Here is a 16,519-nt window from a genome sequence, read left to right as displayed (position 1 = left end):
CGCCCCCGGCCACCGCTCCTGTGGAGGAGGACGGCCGTTCCGTCGTGCCCCGGGGCGAGGATGGGCGGCGTGTTCGGAGCGCTCGTGGAGTTGCTGCTGCCCGGCCGGTGCGCGGGCTGCCGGACGCCGGGGCCGCAGGTGTGCGCCCGGTGCGCCGGACGGCTGGCGGGGCCGGGCGTGGCGGTGGCGGACAGGCCGCCCGTGTGGGCCCTGGGCGACTACGAAGGGGCTTTGCGGGCGCTGGTGCTCGCGCACAAGGAGAGAGGGCGTGCGGCGCTCTCCGTCCCCCTGGGGCGGGCCCTGGCGGGGCTGGTGGCGGCCCGCTGGCCGATGGGGCCCGTGCTGCTCGTCCCGGTGCCCTCCTCCCGGCGCGCCGTGCGGCGGCGGGGGCGTGACGCCACGCTCCTCATGGCCGGGGCGGCCGCGGCCGCGCTGCGGGAGGCGGGGTGGGCGGCGCGCTGCGCTCCGGTGCTGCGGCAGCGGCGGGGCGTCGCCGAGCAGGTGGGGCTGGGCTCGGCGGAGCGCCGGGCCAACCTCGCCGGCGGGCTGCGGGCGGCGCGTCCGGTGGCGGGGGCGTCCGTGCTCCTGGTGGACGACGTGGTGACGACGGGCGCGTCGCTGGCGGAGGCGGGACGGGCGCTGCGGGCCGCGGGGGCGGTGCCGGCCGGGGCCGTGGTTCTCGCTCGGACAGAACCTAGTAAATCTTGCGATTATCTATAAACAAACCAAAATACCGGAAACAAACTTATACCCGAAGAAGGACCACAGAACACGCCGAGAACGGCACGGGCCGGAGGGTGAAGGGTTTTCTCCGCCATCATGATCACGGTAAGTGAGATTTGCCGCACTTGACCCCGATGACATTCGGGGCGCGAGAGGCTAGCGTTCTGACATGGCACCCGCCCGGGTCCGTGGTTGCGCCGGCTCGCGGCTCTCCGCAGGGAGACCGCGCGCCGAGCTAGCCGATGCCAGTCGCAGGCGAAACGGTCCACGTAAGCCGACTTTTTGTCGAGTGATCACGGTGCGGCTTAGAAGTAAGTCCTGCCCCACCGGCGGATCAGATATCCGCCGCCATGGGAGAAGAGCAGTAGTGGCATGGGCTGCGAGACTCTCAGCAGGCGATTGTGGGGTCGAAGACCAGGTCGGCCGGGCGGGTGCTCCTCCATTGGCGGAAACATCTGGAACTCTTGAATCCAGACTGTCCGTTCTCTCCACAGAGAAGGGGGGTCCAACGTTGGACATCATCGTGAGGGGCCGTCGTACGGACGTGAACGACCGCTTCCGGCGGCACGTCGACACCAAGCTCGCCAAGTTCGAGAAGCTCGACTCCAAGATCATCCAGGTGGACGTGGAGGTGAGCGAGGAACGCAACCCCCGGCAGGCCGGCCAGCGGGAGCGGGTCGAGCTCACCGTGCGCTCCAAGGGCCCGGTGATCCGGGCCGAGGCCGCCGCCGACGACCGTTACGGCGCGCTCGACGTCGCCCTCGACAAGCTGGACACCCGCATGCGCCGCGCCGCCGACCGGCGCAAGATCCACCACGGCACGCGCACGCCCGCCAAGTACAGCGGCATCGAGCCGATGCCCACCCCGCTGGAGCCCTCGCCGCTCACCTCCCGCGAACCCTCGCTCGAACCCGCGGCCGGCGCCGTGAAGGTCGCCGAGGAGGAGGAGTTCGAGCGGCCCGACCTGGAGGAGCGGCTCCTGCCGATCCCGATGGACGGGAACGGTCCCGTCGTGGTGCGGGAGAAGCACCACGAGGCGGGTCCGATGGACATCCAGCAGGCGCTCTACGAAATGGAGCTTGTCGGACACGACTTCTTCCTGTTCCGTGACAGGGAGAGTGGCCGGCCCAGCGTCGTCTACCGGCGGCGCGGGTGGGACTACGGAGTCATCCGCCTCATCGAGGAGTAATCCGCCGTGAGCAACCCGTAATCGCCCTCGCCGTGCCATGATCTAGGCAACCCATATGGGGGAGGAAGAGTGAGCGAGATCCCCGAAGCTCGCACCGATCCGATCCGAGTCCTGATCGTGGACGACCATGCCCTGTTCCGGAGGGGACTGGAGATGGTCCTGACGGGGGAACCCGGCATCGAGGTGATCGGTGAGGGCGGTGACGGGCTGGAGGCCCTCCAGAAGGCGCGCGACCTGACACCGGACGTGATCCTGATGGACATCCGCATGCCGCGACGGGGCGGCATCGAGGCCTGCGCGGCCATCAAGGAGGCCGTGCCCAGCGCGAAGATCGTCATGCTGACGATCAGTGACGAGGAGGAGGACCTCTTCGAGGCGCTCAAGGCGGGCGCCACCGGCTACCTCCTGAAGGAGATAGCCATCGACGAGGTGCCGCAGGCGGTGCGGGCGGTGCACGGCGGGCAGTCGCTGATCAGCCCGTCGATGGCGTCCAAACTCATCTCCGAGTTCACCGCGCTGGCCAAGCAGTCCGAGGAGCGGCAGCAGCAGGTGCCCGCCCCCCGGCTGACCGACCGCGAGATGGAGGTCCTGCGCCTGGTGGCGCGGGGCCTGGGCAACCGGGAGATCGCCCGGGAGCTGTTCATCTCCGAGAACACGGTGAAGAACCACATCCGCAACATCCTGGAGAAGCTCCAGCTGCACTCGCGCATGGAGGCGGTCGTCTACGCCGTCCGCGAGAAGCTCCTGGAGATCACCTGACCCGCGGGAGGTCCGCGTCCGCCTGACGGCGTGTGCGGGGTCCGGGCAGCCGCCCGGATTCACGCCGCCAGGCGGACGCCCGGCCCGCACGGCCGGGCCGTCAGGCGGAAGCCCGGCCCGCACGGCCGGGCCGTCAGGCGGACACCGGGGCGAGGTCGGGGGTCTCGGGCGCGTCGCCGGTGTCGCCGGCCGCCACGGCGCGGCGGCCGAAGAACCACACGTAGGCCAGGAAGGCCGCCTCGGCCACCACGCCGATGCCCACGCGCAGCCAGGTGGTGTGCACCCAGCCGGTGACGAAGCCCTCGATCGCGCCGGAGACCAGCAGCACCCCGACGAGGCCGAGCACCACGCTCATCGCCGCGCGCCCCTCCTCGGCCAGGGCCCGCCCGCGCGGCCGGCTGCCCGGATCGATGATCGTCCAGCCGAGCTTGAGGCCGACCCCGCACGCCACGTAGACGGCGGTCAGCTCCAGCAGGCCGTGCGGGAGGATCAGGCCGAAGAAGATGTCGGTCTTGCCGTGGGCGGCCATGAGCCCGCCGGTCAGGCCGAGGTTCAGCTGGTTCATCACCAGGACGTACAGCGTCGGGACGCCCAGCAGGACGCCGAAGGCGATCGCCTGCGCCGAGACCCAGGCGTTGTTCACCCACACCTGGAAGGCGAACGCGCCCGCCTCGTGCTCGGTGTAGTAGTTGGCGAAGTCCTCCTCCACCAGCTTCCTGATCTCGTACGGCGTGCCGACCGCCGCCTGGACCTCGGGATCCCCCGCCACCCAGAACGCCACCGCCAGCGCCAGCAGGTTCCCCAGCAGCGCGCACCCCAGCCACCACCACCGCTGCCGGTACACCACCCCCGGGAACGACACCGTGATCAGCCGCGCCGCGTCCCGCCACATCGGCGCGCTCGCCCCCGACACCGCCGCCCTGCCGCGCGCCACCAGCGACGACAGCCGCCCCACGACCTGCGGGTCCGGCGACGCCGAGCGCACCACCGACAGATGCGTGGCCGCCCGCTGGTAGAGCTCCACCAGCTCGTCGATCTCCGCCCCGCTCAGCCTGCCGGTCCGGTTGATCAGATACTCCAGCCGGAGCCACTCGGCGTTGTGCGCGGAAACATAGGCGTCGACATCCACACGCAGGAATCTACCGGGCTTCCCGCCCGTGAACCTGGGAGAAGACCCCCAGATCACCGCAAGCCCTCCGGCGGTGTCCGCGTACGACGGGCATACTTGGCCGCATGACGGTCATTCCCGGGGAGCTGGTGACGGGCGAGGCGGTCGCGCTGGACATCCGGCCCGCCCGGCTGGCGAGCCGCGCCCTCGCCCTGCTGCTGGACCTGGCGATCATGCTCTCGATCATGGCCACCCTCGGCCAGGCGGTGCAGTTCACCGTGCTGTTCGCCGACGAGGCGGTGGCGATCGGGCTGGGCATCCTGGTCACCGTCGGCTCCGTCGTCGGCTACCCCGCCGTCATGGAGACGGCCACCCGCGGCAAGACCGTCGGGAAGATGGCGCTGGGCCTGCGCACGGTCTCCGCGGACGGCGGCGTGGTCCGCTTCCGCCAGGCACTGATGCGCGCCCTGACGGGTTTCGTGGAGTTCTTCCTGTTCGCCGGCGCGCCGGCCCTGCTGTGCTCCCTGTTCGACCACCGGGGCCGCCGCCTCGGCGACGTCTTCGCCGGCACCATGGTCATCCAGGACCGCCTCGCCGCCGAGGCCGTCCGCGCCCCCATCACCCGGATGCCGCCCGCCCTCGCCCCCTGGGCCGCCACCCTGGAGCTCTCCCAGATCACCGACGACCAGGCGCTCAGCGCCCGCCAGTACCTCCAGCGCTACCACGAGCTCCTCCCCGACGTCCGCCACCGCCTCGGCACCCGCCTGGCCGCCGAGTTCACCCCCCTCCTCGCCCCTCCCCCGCCCCCCGGCGTCCCCGCCGAGCTCCTCCTCATGGCCGTCCTCGCCGAACGCCGCCGCCGCGAGGAGCACCGCCTCGCCGCCCGCCGCGCCCGCCGCGAGGCCCACCTCCGCAGAACCGGCCAGCACATCCCCGTCGACCCCCCGCCCGGCCCCGTCTTCCTCACCCCGGGCGACCCCGCCTACCAGCCCCCCTTCCGGCCTCCGGGCGGCCCCGCCCACCAGGCGCCCGGCGCCGCCTACCCGCCCCCGGGTACGCCCGTCCACCAGACGACCGGCGCCGTCCCCTACCCCCAGCAGTCCGTTCCGGGCGCTCCGCTCCAGGGCGCGGCCCTCCCTTCCGCGGCGCCCCCGCCCGGCACGGCCGACCCGGCCCCGTCGTACGCCCCGCCGTCGAACGGCTTCCCGCCTCCGGCGCCCTGACCGCCCGCACCTGTTCCCGGACGGTCCCGCCCCGAAAGGTCGTGGACTCACATGCGTGAGCCGCTCGTCATCGCCGTCGCCCAACCCGCCTGCACGGCCCTGGACGTGGAGGCGAACGCGGCCGCCCACGCCGCCGCGGTCCGGGAGGCGCGGGCCCGCGTCGTCGTCTTCCCCGAGCTCTCCCTGACCGGCTACGAGTTCACCGCGCCCGCCCTCTCCCCGGACGACCCCCGCCTGGCGCCCCTCGTCGAAGCCTGCGCCGAAACGGGATCGCTGGCCCTGGCGGGAGCACCCGTACAGGGTGAAGGGGGCCACCGCCACATCGCGATCCTGGCCGTCGATGGCACCGGCGCCACCGTCGCCTACCGCAAGCAGTGGCTCGGCGGACGCGAGCCCGACCACTTCGCGCCCGGTCCCTCTCCCGCCGTCCTCGACGTCGACGGGTGGCGCCTCGGCCTGGCCGTCTGCAAGGACACGGGGATCCTCCGGCACGCCGCCGACACCGCCGCGCTCGGCATGGACGTCTACGTCGCCTCCGTCCTGGACTTCGAGGAGGAGGCGCACGTCCCGGCCGAACGCGCCCACCGCACGGCGACGGCCCACCGCGTCCACGTCGCCGTGGCGAGCTTCGCCGGCCCCACCGGCGAGGGCTACGACCGCACGGCGGGCCGCTCCGGTGTCTGGGGGCCGGACGGCGTCCCGCTCGCCCGCTGCGGCCCCGAGCCCGGCACCGTCGCCACGGCCCTTCTCACCTCGACCGGCGGCGGGCCCGGACGGCCGTGAGCCGGATCCCGCCCCGTCCCCGGAGCGCTTCTTCACTCAGGGGAGGTTGAGTATCACGACCCTGTGCGCGGTGAAGCGGATCTTCAAGGATGGCGGAGTCAAGAAAACGCTGTTTTGAGAGGAACCGTAATGATCCGTAGCGCCACGGCGGGCCTGCTGACGGCCGTCCTGCTCGCCCCTCAGCCCGCCGCGGCCGCCGCCGGGGCCTGGAAGGTGAAGCTCAGGATCCCCGGGCAGGTGCTGGTCAGCGACCTGGTCGCGGGGTCGGGCGGGAGCGCCTGGCTGGTCGGCGACCGGACGGACGGGCGGCAGGCCTCCTACTTCTTCGACGGCCGCCGGTGGCGTTCGGCGCCGCTGCCCGAGGGCGCGCACGTCGCCGGGCTGCCGGGCATGCCGCCGAGCCTGGCCGCGTCCTCCGCGGGGGCGTGGGCGCTGAGCCAGGCCGACTACCGGTACGAGGACGAGCCCGGCGACGCCCAGGCCGATCCGTGCGCCGCGGATCCCGCGGCGGGGCGGCGGGCCGCCGCGGACTCCGGCATCGAGATCAAGCGGCCGGCGAAGCTGCTGCGCTGGAAGAACGGCAGGTGGGTCGGCGCCAGGACGTTCAAGGACGTCGCCGTCCAGACGATCGCGGCGCGGGGAGAGGAGGTCTTCGCGTTCGGCCTGACCAGGGCCGGGAAGAGCGTGATGCTCCGGTTCTCCGGCGGGCGCTGGCGGACGGCCCGGCTGCCGCTCCACGTCTGGGAGGCCCGGGTGACGGGCCGGAACGTCTGGGTCCAGGGCTTCGGGCTGAAGGACGGAAGCCAGCAGGTCCGGCGTTTCGACGGCGTGAAGTGGCACGACACCCGCCTCGGCCGCGCCCTTCCCGCCGACCTGCAGCCCACCGGGAACAGGCCGGGCCGCTCCACCATGGTCACCTCGATGGCGGTCTCGAACGGCGGCCGGGCCTCGGTCAGCGGCTACATCACCCGCGACCGCCTCTGCCCCGGCGACGAGACGGAGTTCGCCAGGGCCGAGCCCTTCCTCCTCCGCTTCAAGAACGGGACGTGGCGCAAGGTTCCCCTCAAGGGCATGAAGGGCCTGCAGATCAACGAGCACGTCCCGGACGGCCGCGGCGGTTTCTACGCCGTCGCCGACACCGCCTTCGGCCACGACGGCGACGTCTCGGCGATCATGCGCGGCACCTCCGGAGGCGCCTGGACCCGCGAGAAGCTCCCCCAGGGCCGCCCCATCGGCACCCTCACCGCGATCCCCGGCGGCGGCCACTGGGCCGTCACCCTGACCGGCGGGTCCACCCTCGTCCTCCGCAGGTAGCGCACCGAAGGGCCGCCCCGGCAGCCGACGGGAACGGCCCTTCACCGCCTCAGAGGGCGAACGGCCGGTGGCCCAAGGCGTGTTCCACGACCTCCTCGGCGGAGAGGTCGGATCTGCCCGGCACCTCGTGATGGGGCCAGAAGATCAGGTCGGAGACCCTCGGGTGGCCGGTCTCGCGCTTCAGCGTGTCGAGGAGGGCGTACGCCTCCTCGTCGTCGGCGTAGTCGCCGCGCATGATGCGCTCGGTCAGTTCCACGAGTTCCGCTCTGGTCATGGCGGGGAGGTTAGTGGTTCGTGGCGGGGCGGGTGCGGGCCACTTCGGCGGCGACGGCGCGGAGGACGGCGGTGGTGTCGTCGTCGGCCAGGTTGTAGAGGGTGTTGCGGGCTATGACGACGTTGTGGCGGGTGGAGACGTAGATCTTCTGGTCGCCCAGGCCGCTGGCCTGGAAGCCTTCGCCGGAGTCGATCCACCAGTGCAGGCCGTAGCGGGCGTTGATGCCGGACGGGGTGGTGGCCTGGGTGACCCAGGAGGAGGGGACGACCTGGCGGCCCTTCACGGCGCCGCCGTCGAGCATCAGCTTGCCGAAGCGGGCGAAGTCGCGGACGGTGGCGTAGACGCAGCAGTAGCCGAGGCTGTTGCCGTTGGAGTCGTTGCCGAGGTAGGCGGTTCCGGCCATGCCCGCCGGGCCCCAGATGCGTTCCGCCATGTACCGGTGGAAGGGCATGCCGGTGGCTCTCTGCACGACGAGGGCGAGGACGGCGGAGTCCATGCTGCTGTAGTTGAACCTCGTGCCCTGCTCCCAGGCCTTCCTGCGGGTGGCCGCCCACTTCAGGGTCGACCGCCAGCCCATGCTGACGGACGGGTGGAAGGCCACGTCGTCGGTCGACTCGTCCCACTTCATGCCGGAGGCCATGCGCAGCAGGTTGTGCAGCCTCACCTTCCCGTAGTCGGTCGCGGCCAGCTCGGGCACGTAGTCGCCGACGGTGTCGTCCAGCGACCGGATCCTCCCTTCGCCGAGCGCGACGCCCACCGCGTCGGAGGTGAACGACTTGCCCGCCGACCACGACTGGAACAGCGAGTCCCGGTGGTAGCCGGGCGCGTACCACTCGCTCACGACCCGGTCCCCGTCCAGGACGACGAACCCCTGGGCGGTGCGCCGCAGGTAGTCGCGCAGCGTGTACGTCTTCCCGTCGAGGGTGTAGGTGACGTCGAGCACGCGGGGCGCGTCCACGAGCCGCACCGGGTCGGCCGACGGCTGGAGCGGGTCGAAGCCCGGCAGCTCCGAGTACGGCCAGACGCCGGCCTCCGCGACGGGCGAGGCGACCGGCCGCGCGGCCGCGGGGGCGGGCGCCGCGAGCCCCGCGGCGAGGACGAGGGCGAGGGTGAAGGAGAAGGATCTGCGACGCATACGGGCTCCCGGGGGTGAGGAACGGCGTCACTCCGGCCGCACGAAAAGGCATCCGGAATGTCCTCATTGGACATTAAATCCAAGTGGCGTGCGCCACAATGGCCCCTCGCAACATCCGCAGGGAACGCCCGCTCATCCATCGCACATCCCCCGGAATATCGAGTGTTTCCCGGAACCATGAGCCGACGATTCCCCCGCCCATCACCCGACCTTTCCGGAATAACTCCCGCCTCTGCAACCGCGCCCACACGACCTTGCCTCCCGAATCCAATGGCGTAACACCGCAATCAGCAGAAAGCGCAGCCACAAGCGTCAGACCCCACCCTCCGTTGTCGTCGAACCCCTCCTCCCCCGCGTCCAGTTCCTCCGGCTCCATCTCGACCACCGGCGACGGATGCCGCGGCAGTCCCGCGCAGGGATCCGCCACCCCGAGGACCGCTCCCCCCGCGTCCCGCCGGCAGTACACCGTGATGCCCCCGCCTACGGGCGTGACCGCGACGGCGTTCGCCACCAGCTCCGCCAGGATCAGATGCGCGTCGTACCGCGCGTCCTCCCCCAGCCCCCACCGCGCCAGCCGCGGTTCCACCAGCGTCCACGCCAACCCCGCGCTCGCCTTCGAAGCCGCCATCGGCAACCGCAGTTCGTCCGGGACCAAAGCTCCGGAATTCGCCGCACAACCGTTCCCCCGCCCGCCGGAGACCGGAGCGACGACCGCGTCCCGCCGCTTTCCGAATATGCGCTCGCCCATGTCGGCCCCTCACGATTCGCCGTCGATTCCCGTGACCACACTCACACCCACGGTCACCGTGTGCTACAAACCTCCCGAGCCCCTTCGCCCCACCCCCCGGACAGACCCGCCAAACCTTCCGAGGTTTCGTCCCGGAGCACGCCCATGCCCGCACAACGCGATCCGCACAGCTCACCCGCGATCCGCGCCTTCGCCAACGAACTCACGGCCCGCCGCGAGATGGCCGGGCACACCAAAGTCGAACTCGCCGAACTCCTCGGCTACACCCCGCAGTTCATCGGCCAGCTCGAAGCCTGCAAGAACGTGCCGTCCCGCAAGGTCGCCGAGGACCTGGACACCTTCTTCAAGTCCGACGGCGTCTTCCTCCGCCTGTGGGAGAACATCAACGACACCAAGAACGTCGCCGCCCTCCCGCCCGGCTTCGCCGACTACCTCACCCGCGAGTCCCAGGCCACCGAACTCCGCATCTACTCCGCCCTCCTCGTCGTGGGCCTCTTCCAGACCGAGGGGTATGCGGAGACCATCATCGGAGGCTTCGGCGGCGGCAACACCCCGGACCTCGTCGCGAAGCGGTTGGAGCGGAAATCGATCCTGGAGCGCGAGGATCCGCCCCGTGTCTGGCTCGTTCTGGACGAAGGAGTCATCCGGCGCACGATAGGCGGCCCGCAGGTGATGGCAGAGCAACTCCGCTATCTCCACGCACTTTCCCGGCTCCCCAAATGCATGGTGCAGATAGTCCCTTATAGCGCCGGCTACCACGAGGGACTCGGAGGCGACCTCACCGTCCTCGGTTTCGCGGACGGATCACATACCGGATACACCGAGTCCGCCGGAATAGGGGTACTGGTCGAACAACCGTCCGGAATCTCTGATCTGGCGGTAAGATATGACCTGCTCCGAGGCCACGCGCTACCGGTACACGAGTCACGAACGGTCCTCAAGGAAGCGATGGAGAATTATGAGCGGCTGGGAACAGATCCGATGGCGCAAGAGCAGCCATAGCGACCACCAGGGCGGGAATTGCGTCGAGCTCGGCCGCCTGGACGCCGCCGTCGCCGTCCGCGACTCCAAGAACCCGAATACACCTCACCTCACTTTCGACCGCGCGGCCTTCCGCGCCCTCACCCGGAAGATCCGCTCTGAGGCCGGCCTGCGGCCGTGACCCTCTTCCGCGAAGCCGGACCCGACGACTTCGAAGACGTCCTGCGCCTCTACCGGCAACTGCAACCGGAGGACCCGGTCCTCCACGACGGTTCCGACGCGGCGGCTTTCGCGCGGATCCTGAGCTCACCCGGCCTGCACCTGTTCGTGCTCGAAGCCGACGGCGCCGTCGTCGCCACGGCCTACCTGAACGTGATCCCGAACCTGACCCGCTCCGCGTCCCCGTACGCCGTCGTCGAGAACGTCGTCGTCGAGAAGGCCCTGCGCGGCACCGGCCTGGGCAAGCAGATCATGGCCCGCGTCCTCCGAGCGGCATGGGACGCGGGCTGCTACAAGGCGATGCTGCTGACAGGCTCGCGCAACCCGGCCACGCACGCCTTCTACGAGGCGTGCGGCTTCTCCTCCGACGCCAAGACCGCCTACCTCGCCCGCCCCTCCTGACGGGACGGCCGCGGGACGCCGGTCACTTGGGCGGGCTCTGCTCGATGCGCAGGGACCATTGCACGTCGCCCTGGACGACGACTTCCGGGGTGTAGACGCCGTCGGCGGCGACACGAGACTCATACCCGTTGGGGACGGCCCGGTCGTGGTCGCAGTCGAAGACCAGCCCCAGGTGGTAGCGGCCCATGTAGTTGGGGTCGTCCTCGGGGATCCCCATGGTGAGCGTGAACGTCCCCCGCCCCAGGCAGGCGGCCACCACGCTGACCTTCCTCCCGGCCTTCACCCGGACGGGCGCGAGCGTCTTGCTCCCGCGCTGCACCGGTTCCAGCAGCAGGGTCCGCAGTCCCTCGAACACGTCGGCGTCAGGTGTTCGGATCGGCGGGTCCGGATACTCCTCGAAAGCCTCCGGTACGGCCGCGTCGGCCTCAGGTACGGCCGCGTCGTCAACGGCGTCGCCCGCCGAGCACGCGGCAAGGCACGACATCGCCGTGGCCACGGCGAAGACCGCTCCCACCAGACGTTCACGCACCGGCCTGTGAGCGCTGCCAGGCCCGACCTTCACCACGTCACCCAATAAGGCCTTCCCTTATAGCCGTAAAAGTCGACCCATATGCAGAGGCGACCTTCGCACGAGGACCGCTCCTCCGACAAGACCCCCCGGCTCCCGAACGGAAACGGGGCGGGGTGCGGAGAACGTTCTCCGCACCCCGCCCCGTCTCTCACGAATCGGTCTTTCCTTTCTCAGCGGGGCGGTGTTCGAGGAGGTCCGCGAGGATCTCGTCGGTGGCGCCGAGAAGACCCGCGGCCGCCGCCTCGTCGTCGGGGACCGTGCCGTAGACGAACCGGACGGCGGTGTCCTCGATGCCGCAGTAGCGGGAGACCCCCGTCTGCAGCTGGCGGGTGAGCGCGGTGTCCAGCCCGTGTTCGGCGTACGCCTCGCGGGACTCCCCGGCCAGCGCGAGCCACAGCATCCGCTTGCCGCCGAGGCGCGCCGTGCTGCGGCCGTACGCGAAACCGTAGTTCCAGACCCGGTCGACCCAGCCCTTGAGGAGGGCCGGCGGCCCGTACCACCAGACCGGGAAGACGACGACGATGAGGTCCGCCGCGTCGATCCGCCGCATGTGGGCGCGGACCTCCTCGGAGTAGGCCTTGTCGCGGTCGGACCAGTCGGGCTCGTCCTCGGACGTCATGCGCGGGTCGAAACCCTCGGCGTGCAGGTCGAGCAGGTCGACGGTGTGCCCGTCCTTCTCCAGGCGCAGGCGTGCCCGGTCGGCGACGCGGGCGGTGAGGGAGTCGCCGCGGTGGTGGGCGACGACCAGGAGTGCGGTGGTCATGATGGTCGGCCTTCCGTTCCGGTGCGGGAGGGATCAGACGGCGAGGCGGACGAGCGTCTTGCCCGTGTTGGCGCCGCGCAGGTTGCCGAGCAGCGCGGCAGGGGCCTGCTCGAGACCCTCGAAGACGGTCTCCTCCGTGTGGAGGCTGCCGTCTGCGAGCCATGCCGCGGCCTTGGCGATGTACTCGGGGAAGAGGTGGAAGTACGCGCCGACCTGAACGCCCCGCAGGGTGAGCTGCTTGTAGACGATCTGCGCGAGGTTGGCGGGGCCGGGGACCGGTTCGGTGGCGTTGTAGCCGCTGATGGCGCCGACCAGCGCGGCGCGGCCTCCGGGGCGCAGGGCGTCGATCGCGGCCGCCAGGTGGTCGCCTCCGACGCCGTCCAGGTAGACGTCGATGCCGTCGGGGGCGGCTTCCGCGAGCTGCGCGGCGATCGGTCCGGCGCGGTGGTCGAGGGCGGCGTCGAAGCCGAAGTCGGTCAGCAGCTTCTCGGTCTTCTCCGGGCCGCCGGCCGAGCCGATCACCTTGGCGGCGCCCAGCCTGCGGGCGAGCTGCCCTGCGACGCTGCCGACCGCGCCCGCCGCCGCGGAGACGAAGACCACGTCGCCCTCCTTCACCGGGGCGGCGTCGGTGAGCGCGGCGTAGGCGGTCAGGCCCGTGGTGCCCAGCGCGCCCAGGTAGGCCTGGGCGGGGGCGAGCCCGGTGTCGACGACGGTCGCCGCCGCCGCGTCCAGCACCGCGTACTCCCGCCACCCCAGGAAGTGCGAGACCGTCGTGCCGACCGGGACGTCCGCCGACCGGGAGGCGATCACCTCGCCGACCGCCGCCCCCTCCAGCACGGCGCCGAGCTCGAACGGCGGGAGGACGGGCGAGGGGACGTCGTCCATGCGGCCCCTCATGTAGGGGTCCACCGACATCCACGTGTTGCGGACCAGGATCTGGCCGTCCCCCGGCTGCGGCACCGGCACCTCGGCCGACGCGAAGTCGTCCGGCGCCGGTTCGCCGACCGGGCGGGCGGCGAGGCGGATCTCAAGACCGGTGAGGGTGGTGTGCGAAGTCATCGGAGTTCCCTTCGGAGTCGTTGGGCTTCACTCTGCTGACCGGCACTTCAGGTCTTCTGTAGGTCCGCTGTAGATAGGCTGCGATCATGCGTTTCGGGGTGCTCGGTCCGCTCACGGTGTGGACCGGCGAGGAGACCCCCGTCCACGTTCCGGAGCTCAAGGTCCGCGCGCTGCTGGCCGATCTCCTCGTCCACGCGGGACGCGCGGTCTCGGCCGACCGGCTGATCGACGACCTGTGGGGCGGTTCCGGGCGCCTGCCGCGCCATCCCGCCAACGCCCTGCAGACGCGGGTGTCGCAGCTGCGCCGGGCTCTGGAGGCCGCGGAGCCGGGCGGACGCGCCCTGGTGGTGTCGCAGGCCCCGGGTTATCTGCTGCGCGTCGAGCCGGAGGCGGTGGACGCCGGCCGTTTCCACGCGCTGGTCGTCCGGGCCCGCGCCACCGAGGACCTCCGCGCCAAGGCGTCCCTGCTGTCCGACGCCCTGGCGTTGTGGCGGGGCGAGGCGTACGCCGACTTCGCCGACGAGGAGTTCGCCCGTCCGGAGGCCGCCCGCCTGGAGGACGAGCGGCTCACCGTGCTGGAGGAGCACGCGGAGGTCCGGCTGGCGCTCGGCGAACACGGCACGCTCGCGGACGAGCTGGGCGGCCCGGTCGCGCAGCACCCGCTGCGGGAGCGGCTGCGGGCCGTCCACCTGCGCGCCCTCTACCGGGCCGGACGGCAGAGCGAGGCGCTGGCCGGTTACGCGGACCTGCGGGAACGCCTGGCCGAGGAGTTGGGCCAGGATCCGAACCGGGAGCTGGCCGCACTGTACGAGGCGATCCTCAGACGGGATCCCGGTCTGGACGCCAAGACCGCGCCGCGGCGTCCGGCCCGCACGAACCTCCCTGCGCCCCTGACCGGTCTCGTCGGCCGCGCGGAAGCCGTGGCGGAGATACGCGAGCTGCTGGACGCCGGTCGGCTCGTCACGCTGACCGGCCCCGGCGGCGTCGGCAAGACCCGGCTCGCCCTGGAGGCCGCACGTTCAGCGGCCGAAGACGCGGACGGGCGGTTCGCGGACGGAGTCTGGCTGGTGGAACTCGCCGGGCTCGACCGCGGTTCCGGCGTGACCCCTGCCGACGCGATCGCGCTGGCCCTCGGCCTCCGCGACGACTCCCTCGCGGTGGACGCCGGACGGCGCGCCCCCATGGAGCTGCTCGTCGACGCGCTCGCCGCCAGGAGGACCCTGCTGCTCCTGGACAACTGCGAGCACGTGGTCGACCTGGTGGCCGCGCAGGCCGGTGCCCTGCTGCGTGCCGCACCCGGCCTGCGCGTGCTCGCCACCAGCCAGGAGCCCCTGGGGCTGTCCGGTGAACGGCTGTGGAGCGTGCCGCCGCTCGAAGAGGCGGACGCCGTCCGGCTCTTCGCGGACCGGGCGGCCGCCGCGTCGCCCGGCTTCGCCCTGACCGCCGCCAACAGGGCGGACGTCTCCGCCGTCTGCCGCCGGCTGGACGGGATCCCGCTCGCCCTGGAACTGGCCGCCACCCGCGTACGGGCCCTGGGCGTGGCGGAGCTGGCCGCACGGCTCGACGACCGGTTCCGGCTGCTGGTCTCCGGCAGCCGGGACGCGCCCGCCCGGCAGCAGACGCTGCGCGCGATGATCGACTGGTCCTGGGAGCCGCTGACCGGCCCCGAACGCGTCGTACTGCGCCGGCTGGCCGTCCACGCGGACGGCTGCACGCTGGAGGCCGCCGAGGAGGTGTGCGCCGAGGACGGCCTCGACGTGCTCGACCTCCTGGCGCGGCTGGTCGACCGGTCGCTCGTCGTACGGGTGGAGGGAGCCGACGGCGGCCTCCGCTACCGGCTGCTCGAATCGGTCAAGGCCTACTGCCTGGAACGGCTGGAGGAGGCCGGGGAGTCCGCGGCGATCCGCGAGCGCTACGTCCGGTACCACGTCGGGCTGGCCGCCCGTGCCGCGCCGCGGCTCTACGGGCACGACCAGCGGCGGTGGCTGCGGCTGCTCGACGCCGAGGCCGCCAACCAGCGTGCGGCGCTGGAGGAGGCGGCGCGGTCGGGCCTGGTGGCGGAGATGTTGCGGCTGACGAACGCCCTGGCCTGGCACCGGTACCTGCGCGGCCGGATCACCGAGGCGTGCCGGTGCCTGGGCTTGGCGCTGGCCGTCGCGGGCGGACCGCCGGCGGAACGCGCGGAGGCGTCGGTCTGGCTGGCCGGCCTCACGATGCTGAACGGAGCCGAGGCCGGGGACGCGGGGCCGGCCGTGTACGAGGCGATCGCCGATCCGGGGGGACGGGCCTGGGCCCGGTGGTTCCTCGCCTTCACCCACCGCGGCTTCGGCCACCTCGACGTGACGGCCGACCTGGTGGAGCGTGCGCTGGAGGAGTCCCGCGCCCTCGGGGAGCGCTGGGGGGCCGCCGCGTCGCTGAGCGTGCGGGCGACCGTCCGCCGGGCCCGCGGCGAGCTCGCGGCGGCGCGGCGGGACGCCGAGGAGAGCGAGTCGCTCTTCCGCGCGATCGGCGACCGGTGGGGCCGGATGAAGGCGACGAACACCCTCGGCGAGCTGGCCGAGATCGCCGGGGACTACGACCGCGCCGCGCGGCTGCACCGGGAGGGCCTGCGGATGGCCGAGGAGCTCGGGCTCTGGTCGGAGGCGTCGTTCCGGCTGTCCGGGCTCGGCCGGATCTCCCTGCTCACCCGTGACTTCGCCGCGGCGGACGACCTGCACCGGCGGGCTCGGAAGCTCGCCGCCGAGCAGGCCGACAAGGTCGCCGAGCACTTCGCCGCGGTCGGCCTGGCCCTGTCCGCCCGGCGGCAGGGCGATCCCGGCGCTGCCGAGGCGCTGCTGCTGCCGTGGGTCGACTGGGTCCGCGGGGTCGACGGGGAGCCGGGTCTGGCGCTCGTCCTGGCCGAACTCGGTTTCGCCGCCGAGGCGCGCGGTGACGCCGAGACCGCGCTCGCCCGCCACCTGGACGGGCTCGCCGCCGCCCGCCGGATCGGCGATCCGCGCGCCGTCGCGCTCGCCTACGAGGGCCTGGCCGGGGCTCGTTCACTCGCGGGCGAGCCGGAGCGGGCGGCCCGGCTGCTGGACGCGGCGGCGGACCTGCGCGCCTCGGTCGGCGCCCCGCTGCCCGAGGCCGAGCGGGACGACGTGAACCGCATCGCCGACCGGATCCGAGACGCGCTGGGCGAGGCCACCGCCTTGGGCTGAGCGCGCCGAGTGCGATCGTGGCCCTGGAAGTCGCCTTTCTTCAAGACGTGCGGGTGCCGTGTCTCTTA

17 protein-coding genes are annotated in these 16,519 nt (G+C 72.3%); 10 read left to right on the top strand and 7 right to left on the bottom strand.

Annotated elements, in window-relative coordinates; all coding sequences use genetic code 11:
- Positions 1–69: 69 nt before the first annotated feature.
- From ABD140_RS22200 to ABD140_RS22190, 3 genes are all read left to right on the top strand, one after another.
- A complete protein-coding gene (locus ABD140_RS22200; RefSeq protein WP_344242846.1) occupies positions 70–720 on the top strand; it encodes a ComF family protein in 651 nt (216 codons plus the stop codon).
- Between the two features lie 514 nt (positions 721–1,234).
- Entirely contained in the window at positions 1,235–1,912 is a 678-nt protein-coding gene (hpf, locus tag ABD140_RS22195) for a ribosome hibernation-promoting factor, HPF/YfiA family (RefSeq protein ID WP_344242845.1), read from the top strand.
- Between the two features lie 69 nt (positions 1,913–1,981).
- Entirely contained in the window at positions 1,982–2,671 is a 690-nt protein-coding gene (locus tag ABD140_RS22190) for a response regulator (RefSeq protein WP_344242844.1), read from the top strand.
- A 133-nt stretch (positions 2,672–2,804) separates the two neighbouring features.
- On the opposite strand, the gene ABD140_RS22185 is transcribed toward ABD140_RS22190, so the two are convergent.
- On the bottom strand, positions 2,805–3,800 hold the full coding sequence (locus ABD140_RS22185) for a stage II sporulation protein M (protein ID WP_344242843.1): 996 nt from the start codon (positions 3,798–3,800) through the stop codon (positions 2,805–2,807).
- Positions 3,801–3,904: 104 nt separating this feature from the next.
- On the opposite strand from ABD140_RS22185, the gene ABD140_RS22180 reads away from it, so the two are divergent.
- From ABD140_RS22180 to ABD140_RS22170, 3 genes are all read left to right on the top strand, one after another.
- Entirely contained in the window at positions 3,905–5,002 is a 1,098-nt protein-coding gene (locus ABD140_RS22180) for an RDD family protein (RefSeq protein WP_344242842.1), read from the top strand.
- 51 nt (positions 5,003–5,053) lie between these two features.
- Entirely contained in the window at positions 5,054–5,785 is a 732-nt protein-coding gene (locus ABD140_RS22175; protein ID WP_344242841.1) for a carbon-nitrogen hydrolase family protein, read from the top strand.
- A gap of 129 nt (positions 5,786–5,914) precedes the next feature.
- On the top strand, positions 5,915–7,099 hold the full coding sequence (locus ABD140_RS22170; protein ID WP_344242839.1) for a hypothetical protein: 1,185 nt from the start codon (positions 5,915–5,917) through the stop codon (positions 7,097–7,099).
- A gap of 49 nt (positions 7,100–7,148) precedes the next feature.
- Here ABD140_RS22170 and ABD140_RS22165 read toward each other — a convergent pair whose 3' ends face one another.
- The 3 genes from ABD140_RS22165 to ABD140_RS22155 all read right to left on the bottom strand — a co-directional run bounded on the left by ABD140_RS22165 (position 7,149) and on the right by ABD140_RS22155 (position 9,256).
- Positions 7,149–7,373: a bacteriocin immunity protein gene (locus tag ABD140_RS22165; protein WP_344242838.1), complete on the bottom strand. Its 225-nt coding sequence runs from the start codon at positions 7,371–7,373 to the stop codon at positions 7,149–7,151.
- A 10-nt stretch (positions 7,374–7,383) separates the two neighbouring features.
- On the bottom strand, positions 7,384–8,508 hold the full coding sequence (locus ABD140_RS22160; RefSeq protein WP_344242837.1) for a serine hydrolase domain-containing protein: 1,125 nt from the start codon (positions 8,506–8,508) through the stop codon (positions 7,384–7,386).
- Positions 8,509–8,581: 73 nt separating this feature from the next.
- Positions 8,582–9,256: an ATP-binding protein gene (locus tag ABD140_RS22155; protein WP_344242836.1), complete on the bottom strand. Its 675-nt coding sequence runs from the start codon at positions 9,254–9,256 to the stop codon at positions 8,582–8,584.
- Between the two features lie 144 nt (positions 9,257–9,400).
- On the opposite strand from ABD140_RS22155, the gene ABD140_RS22150 reads away from it, so the two are divergent.
- Genes ABD140_RS22150 through ABD140_RS22140 form a run of 3 tightly spaced genes read left to right on the top strand, consistent with a single transcriptional unit; the run spans position 9,401 to position 10,858 of the window.
- Positions 9,401–10,258, top strand: a complete 858-nt coding sequence (locus ABD140_RS22150; RefSeq protein ID WP_344242835.1) for a helix-turn-helix domain-containing protein — start codon at positions 9,401–9,403, stop codon at positions 10,256–10,258.
- Positions 10,215–10,418: a DUF397 domain-containing protein gene (locus ABD140_RS22145; RefSeq protein ID WP_344242834.1), complete on the top strand. Its 204-nt coding sequence runs from the start codon at positions 10,215–10,217 to the stop codon at positions 10,416–10,418. The genes ABD140_RS22150 and ABD140_RS22145 overlap by 44 nt, the downstream gene beginning before the upstream one ends.
- Positions 10,415–10,858: a GNAT family N-acetyltransferase gene (locus tag ABD140_RS22140; RefSeq protein WP_344242833.1), complete on the top strand. Its 444-nt coding sequence runs from the start codon at positions 10,415–10,417 to the stop codon at positions 10,856–10,858. The genes ABD140_RS22145 and ABD140_RS22140 overlap by 4 nt, the downstream gene beginning before the upstream one ends.
- 22 nt (positions 10,859–10,880) lie before the next feature.
- Here the strand turns inward: ABD140_RS22140 and ABD140_RS22135 are convergent, their stop codons facing one another.
- The 3 genes from ABD140_RS22135 to ABD140_RS22125 all read right to left on the bottom strand — a co-directional run bounded on the left by ABD140_RS22135 (position 10,881) and on the right by ABD140_RS22125 (position 13,251).
- Positions 10,881–11,387, bottom strand: a complete 507-nt coding sequence (locus ABD140_RS22135) for a hypothetical protein (RefSeq protein ID WP_344242832.1) — start codon at positions 11,385–11,387, stop codon at positions 10,881–10,883.
- Between the two features lie 190 nt (positions 11,388–11,577).
- Entirely contained in the window at positions 11,578–12,192 is a 615-nt protein-coding gene (locus ABD140_RS22130; RefSeq protein ID WP_344242831.1) for an NAD(P)H oxidoreductase, read from the bottom strand.
- A 33-nt stretch (positions 12,193–12,225) separates the two neighbouring features.
- A complete protein-coding gene (locus ABD140_RS22125) occupies positions 12,226–13,251 on the bottom strand; it encodes an NADP-dependent oxidoreductase (RefSeq protein ID WP_344242830.1) in 1,026 nt (341 codons plus the stop codon).
- 86 nt (positions 13,252–13,337) lie between these two features.
- Here ABD140_RS22125 and ABD140_RS22120 point away from each other — a divergent pair, with 86 nt between their 5' ends.
- Positions 13,338–16,451: an AfsR/SARP family transcriptional regulator gene (locus tag ABD140_RS22120; RefSeq protein WP_344242829.1), complete on the top strand. Its 3,114-nt coding sequence runs from the start codon at positions 13,338–13,340 to the stop codon at positions 16,449–16,451.
- Positions 16,452–16,519: the final 68 nt, after the last annotated feature.

This window comes from Actinocorallia libanotica, from assembly GCF_039525175.1.
In the GTDB taxonomy this organism is placed as follows: Bacteria; Actinomycetota; Actinomycetes; order Streptosporangiales; family Streptosporangiaceae; genus Actinocorallia; species Actinocorallia libanotica.
This window is presented reverse-complemented; position numbering and strand designations above follow the sequence as displayed.